The organism is Brevundimonas sp. UBA7534 (genome assembly GCF_002479325.1).
Lineage (GTDB): Bacteria > Pseudomonadota > Alphaproteobacteria > Caulobacterales > Caulobacteraceae > Brevundimonas.
On the sequence record NZ_DLMO01000013.1, the window covers coordinates 1 to 4511 of the forward strand.

Below are 4511 nucleotides of genomic sequence, written 5' to 3' on the forward strand. Positions count from 1 at the left end.
TGATTGAGTACGAACCCTAGTGCGAGAATGAGCGATCGCGAGGCGCCCACGCCCTTTCCTAGCGCCCGACGGTCAGACATTCACCGCAGAAGGATTGCCGCGCTTCTCAGGATTTCTGTTCACAGCAGAGCCCGTAGCGCGCGCCCCAATCGTTCGGCGGCTTCGTCCAGCACGGCGTCGCTTTTGGCGAAACACAGGCGCGCCAAAGTCCGGGTCACCGGGTCATGCTCGAAGGCGGAAAGGGGGATGGCCGCGACGCCGACCGCCTCGACGATCCGGCGGCAGAAGGTCGTGTCGTCCAGCGCCAGGCCCGACCCCGCCAAGTTCAAACACAGGAAATAGGTCCCTTCGCCCGGCGTGACGACATAGCCCTCGGCTGTCAGGGCCGCCGCCAGCCGGTCGCGCGACCGGCACAGATCGGACCGCATCTGGTCGAACCAGTCGACCGGCCAGGCTAGTCCCGCCGCCACGGCTGTCTGTAGATTGGGCGGGGTGGAGAAGGTCAGGAACTGGTGCGCCTTGGCCAGGGGCGCGATCAGATCCGGCGAGCCGCAGGCGAAGCCGACCTTCCATCCGGTCAGACCGAACATCTTCCCGGCCGAGCCGATCTTGACGACCCGGTCCGCCATGCCGGGCGCGGCCAGCAGCGTCCGATGAATACGGCCGTCGAAGACGACATGTTCCCACACCTCGTCGCTAACGACGATCAGATCGTGGCGGACGCAGACGGAGGCCAGGGCCGCGACCTCATCCGCGTCGAAGACCCGCGCGGCCGGGTTCAGCGGGTTGTTGACCAACACCATCCGCGTCCGGGGACCTACCGCCGCCTCCAGCGCGGCCTCGGTCAGTCGCCACGCCGGCGCTTGCAGCCTCACGGCCCGCACCACTCCGCCCGCGCGTTCGATCAGCGGGCGATAGGCGTCATAGGCCGGCTCGAAGATGACGACCTCGTCGCCAGGCCGGACATGGGCCAGCAGGGCCGCCGCAATGGCCTCGGTGGCGCCAGAGGTTACCACCACCCCATCAAACGTCAGATCGACGCCCTGCAATCGGCGATAATGTTCGACCACCGCCTCGCGCAGGACCGGATCGCCGCGCGACGGCGGATACTGGTTCGACCCGTTCAGCACCGCCTCGGCCGCCAGCCGCCGCAACGCCTCGGGGCCGGGCGCATCGGGAAACCCCTGCCCCAGATTGATCGCCCCATGCCGGCGGGCGAGCCCCGACATGGTCTCGAAGACGGTTACGGGCATGTCGGCGAAGACGGGATGGGCGCTCATGGCGCCACCCAATCCGCTTGAAACGTAGCTGGCAAGTGCGACCGGACGAGGCGATGCGGCGCTTTAGGTTTCCTGCGCTTAGGCACAGCCGATCTCGATTGCGAGGCGACCGCCGCGCGCGCCTGATGCCGGGGTGAACAGGTCACTGGAGCCCCTCATGTCCGCCAAGCCCTCCGGCCCGTCCCTTCGTTCCAGCGGCCCCGTGTCGTTCGACCGGGTGCGCGTCGCCGTGGCCTGTGCGCCGCACGGAGGCTGGACGATCCATATGGCGAGACGCGTCGAGACGACGCCCCGCCCGGACCGTTAGCCGGTCCGGGCGGGGGCGCCCTCACCGTCGTTCGGCGGGGGTCAGATAGTTGGACAGGAACAGGGCGTTGATCAGCAGCCGCTCGGTTCCCAGCCAGTACTTTCGGTGGGCCGGATCGTCGGCGAACAGCACGACATTGCCGCGGCCCGCCCGCACCGTCTGCGCCCAGACAGACCCGGCGGCGGCGCGGCGCAGATTCTCGGCCAGATAGCCGTTCACGCGCGGCTGGTCCTCGATGCGGACAACGTTGGCGAACGGGTCCTCGACCGGGCTCAGGACAACGTCCGTCTCCTTGTTCACCACCAGCGATCGGCCCGTCAGACCGAAGGCGAGCGGATGGGTCACGTCCACATCGGCCGACAGGGCGTTGCCCGAGGTCCGCTGCTCCGAAAGATAGTCCCGCCGATTCGCGAAGTCCCGACGCCCGGCCGACGTCGTCTCGGCCTCGCCGTCCGCTTCGGGTTTGGCCCCTGACTTCACCAACTCCTTGTCTATGGCCCAGGCCGAAGCCGAGCCGTAGGTCACCAGCGAACCGCCGCCCTCGACCCAGGATTTCAGCGCAGCGATGCGACGGTCGCTCCAGTCGTCATAGGAACCGCCGGCCAGGACGATACTGGTGTAGCCGTCCAGCGAGACCCCGCCGATCTGCGACGGGTCCAGCCGCGTCGCTGGCCAGGTCAGGCGTTCGCTGAGTGCGAACCAGGTCGAGCCGATCTCGGTGGCGTTGACGCCCTGCCCCATGATCAGGGCGATTTTGGGCGCCCGGATGCGGCGCACGCTGTCGCTGCCCAGATCGACGCCCAACACGCTCTGACCGGTCGCCAGGCTCCAGGCATCGACGCCGGCCTGACGCGACGCCGTGTCGATCAGGCTCCGCAGGGTCGCGGCGTCCTTATCCTGCCCCACCACAGTCACCACCAGACTGCCCCGTTCGAAGGTCGTCTCGCCCTCGGCCGTCCGTGCAGTGAAGGGCTGGAAGGCAGCGCGCACCGACACCCCCTCCTTCAGCAGGGCCGACAGGACGGCAGGCGCGTTCAGATCGCGCCAGTCGATGGCGTAGGCATAGGCGGCCTCCGCCCCCTTCACGCCCCCGACGTGGCGCGGAACCGACGCGACCTGCTCGCCCATGGCCGGCGCCCGACGCGCCCGCCCGACCGCCAGCCCATAGGCGTCGGCGATCCCATAAGAGGTGCTGCCATAGACGCTGCCCTTCACCTCGGGCGTCGGTTCGAAGATCGAATGGATCAGGCGGAATTGCGGCTGGGCCGAGGGCACGACATAGGCGCTGTCCGGCTGGAAGGCGCGGCCGTCGATCGTCACCGCCGAAGCCAGACGATGGACGCGGATCTGGTGTCGCTGCAGCAGCTCCAGCGTCTGGGCGGTCAGGCCCGGATTGGCGGGATCGCCGAAGACGAAAGCGGCGTGCTCGTGCCTGCGTCCCTGCTCCACCGCCGAGCGGAAGAAGTCGCGTTGCAGGTTGCGCAGATAGTCGCGCTGCTCGACCGCCCCGCGAATGGTAGCCAGACCGACGGCGGTCTGGTTGCGGATGGTGAAGCGGAACTCCAGCGACCCGTTGTCGGTGTCCTGCACCAGGCCGCGCGAACTGGCCTGTTCGACCGTGACCCCGACCCCGCCGTGGAAGTCGGGATAGGTCGAGCCGTACACTGGCGAGAAGTTGTCGAAGTTCTCCTTGTATTTCGACATGGATGTGCTGCGTGGCCAAACTGCGGGAGGACGGCGATCTAAGCCGCATTCTCGCCACAAGCCTCGTCAGTTCGGCTGCGCCTGAGTTAGAAAATCTAAATCACCTAGCGACGCAACAGAGTGGAGCGCCGCCGTGGAAGATGGAGAGAACTATTCCACGGCTGTAGCCTGGGCCGCGTAGATCTGCTGCTGGACCGTGTGCGAATGTCGCTTCGCGGCCCATTTCGGAATTCGCGAGCGATGTCTGGCTGCCTGAAAGCGGAGGTCCAGAACGCCATCTATCTCCGCGCCACTCTCGTTGAGTGTCGAAGCGGACACACTTGGCGGATTGAGCTCAGGGGTAGAATCTGCCTAAAGTGTGGTTCCGCCGTCGTACAATTATAGATTGCACGGGACGTTCATGATTGCGGTTGGGCTGACGCTGCATGCCGCGCTGATGGCGGCGAACTTGGGGTTCGTGGGAAACTGCGCAGACTCCTCACACACGACCTTCGATCAGTCTTCACCTGCGGTGAATATTACATCGGCGCCGGGAGCCGTGTCACACGCCACTCACTACGCTGGGGGCGCAAACCAGAGCGCCGCGCAGGACTGGGTACGCAGAAACTGCAGCAGGTATCTCGGCCCCTATTTTTCCGGGATGAAAGCTTATGAGATTACTGTTTCGAGAGTGGGATGTGAGGCGGCGCGCGAGCGCAGCCCGACCGGGGCAGTCTCTGCCCCTACGCAAGTTGGCGACGCTTCACCCTTCCGTGTCAGTTCCAATCCTGCCTCGCCGGTACTGGTGGACGCGTCGCTGATTCCGACCCGACAAGGGTTGGTATCCAACGTGATGGATCGGCGTCGGGCGCGGGAGGAAAGCGGCGCGCCTACGGCGTTCGCGACGGACACCTATGACGTCACCGGAGCACTCTCCGCCCTTAGATGTAGGCCGCTTTCGGAGACGATTGACGGCGAGGCAGAGACCAGTCTGAACCGCTATGGCGTTTATGCTTGCCACGATGGTGCGACGCTTGAGATTGAACAAAAGATCTACGGCCCATCCTCCCTAGCTTCCCTCCCAATAGGCGGCGGGCGATACCCCCTGGGCCTCGGGCCACTAGCGGTTGAGTCTCATCTTCGCGATGAAGGAGGGCGTCATGTTTCTACCGCTGTAGTGCTCGATGGATCACGTTCCCTGAGCGTCAGGGGCATTCAGGATGACGTGACCCCCGTTTCTC

At 65.9% G+C, this 4511-nt stretch carries 3 protein-coding genes; 1 reads left to right on the forward strand and 2 read right to left on the reverse strand.

Features of this window, described 5'->3' with window-relative positions:
• Positions 1-119: 119 nt before the first annotated feature.
• Positions 120-1280, reverse strand: coding sequence for an aminotransferase (locus B2U11_RS00895; protein WP_292069111.1), 1161 nt, complete (start codon positions 1278-1280; stop codon positions 120-122).
• A gap of 157 nt (positions 1281-1437) precedes the next feature.
• Between B2U11_RS00895 and B2U11_RS00900 the strand changes: the two genes are divergently transcribed.
• Positions 1438-1587: a hypothetical protein gene (locus B2U11_RS00900; protein ID WP_292069113.1), complete on the forward strand. Its 150-nt coding sequence runs from the start codon at positions 1438-1440 to the stop codon at positions 1585-1587.
• Positions 1588-1608: 21 nt separating this feature from the next.
• On the opposite strand, the gene B2U11_RS00905 is transcribed toward B2U11_RS00900, so the two are convergent.
• Complete coding sequence (locus B2U11_RS00905; protein ID WP_292069115.1) at positions 1609-3291, reverse strand: hypothetical protein; 1683 nt, start codon at positions 3289-3291, stop codon at positions 1609-1611.
• Positions 3292-4511 lie beyond the last annotated feature (1220 nt).

What these genes read in the sequence shown, in the direction of transcription:
- B2U11_RS00895 (WP_292069111.1), bottom strand. Translation starts at nt 1,280, where the DNA reads ATGAGCGCCCATCCCGTCTTCGCCGACATGCCCGTAACCGTCTTCGAG.
- B2U11_RS00900 (WP_292069113.1), top strand. Translation starts at nt 1,438, where the DNA reads ATGTCCGCCAAGCCCTCCGGCCCGTCCCTTCGTTCCAGCGGCCCCGTG.
- B2U11_RS00905 (WP_292069115.1), bottom strand. Translation starts at nt 3,291, where the DNA reads ATGTCGAAATACAAGGAGAACTTCGACAACTTCTCGCCAGTGTACGGC.